At 63.0% G+C, this 1,015-nt stretch carries 2 protein-coding genes; both read right to left on the minus strand.

What is annotated here, in order from left to right; translation table 11 throughout:
- Positions 1 to 41: 41 nt before the first annotated feature.
- On the minus strand, positions 42 to 644 hold the full coding sequence (locus CCN37_RS34500) for a DUF3558 domain-containing protein (RefSeq protein ID WP_143261949.1): 603 nt from the start codon (positions 642 to 644) through the stop codon (positions 42 to 44).
- The coding region (locus tag CCN37_RS34505) for a hypothetical protein (protein ID WP_210408334.1) at positions 644 to 1,015 on the minus strand (372 nt) is incomplete at its 5' end. The genes CCN37_RS34500 and CCN37_RS34505, both read right to left, overlap by 1 nt.

A 1,015-nucleotide genomic window follows, 5' to 3' on the forward strand; every position in this document is an offset into this window, starting at 1 on the left:
CGTCGTCCCCCCGTGTCGTTGTCGTGCCGGACTCGCCCGCGTCAACCGCGAGCGAGCAGGTTGCCCATAGCGAGATCTGCGGCGCGCAGGGCGCGGCGGCAGACTTCTTCCTGCGTCAACGGATTCTCGTATCGTCCTTGTTCAGTTGCTTGAGCGCGCAACACCTGTCCTTGTGAGACTCCGATGTTGACCCCGCATGCCGCTCGCCCAGGTCTCTTGTCCACGTGGCCTTCGTAGGCGGGGAACCCCTGAACCCGCATGAGGCGGGAGTGCGCTGTGGTGTTTTCGGGACCGAAGGCGTCCACGTCGCGATCGAGCAGCATGTTGATTGAGATGTCGACGCCTTCAGCGCGGCTGAGCAAGTAGCAGACCTGCGACTGGAAAAAGTTGTCCTTGGTTTCCGTGACCGGTCGATCAATCTTGAATTCTTGACGATTGTCTGCCGAGAACAGATCGCACGGACGAACAGAATCGATCTTGACCTCGCGTGGTCTGCTCAGCGATGAGGCGGTGCTCGTCGAGGTCTGGGCAGGTGTTGTGGCTTGCGGAGTGGCCGCTCCGACGTGATCGACGGTGCATCCGGCCAGCGTTGCCACTACCAGGGCGATGCAGCACGAGAGTTGGCCGAGCGCACGGACGCGCATCAAGCGTGCCCACCCATGCTCTGTCGGCTGGCTTTCTCCACACGCTCGTAGTGCCGCCTGGCGGAATTGAGTCTTGTGACGGCTTCGCGCAACTCGTCATGAAGGTTCTCAGCTGCCCGCACCGTGCTACCCGTGCCTTCCAGGTGACGCTTGTTCACCTCTGTGGCCAGACCGGTGCTGACGGCGTCCGCGCCCATCGCCTGGACCTGCAATGCCCCATTGGCCTCCGAAGCCAACTGACCGGCTCGGTCGAGGGCTTCGTTGAAGATCTTGATGGCGGCGGGGACCTGGTCGAGGTCGATGCGCCATCCCCCGACGCGCGCGTACTGCTTGGACATGTGAAAACGCCTCCCCTGCGTCACTGGCCCGCG

Origin of the sequence: Allokutzneria sp. NRRL B-24872, assembly GCF_002155965.1 — a bacterium.
Taxonomy (GTDB): Bacteria; Actinomycetota; Actinomycetes; order Mycobacteriales; family Pseudonocardiaceae; genus Allokutzneria.

Excerpts from the sequence above, each read along its gene's own strand:
- CCN37_RS34500 (WP_143261949.1), bottom strand. The coding sequence starts at position 644 with ATGCGCGTCCGTGCGCTCGGCCAACTCTCGTGCTGCATCGCCCTGGTA.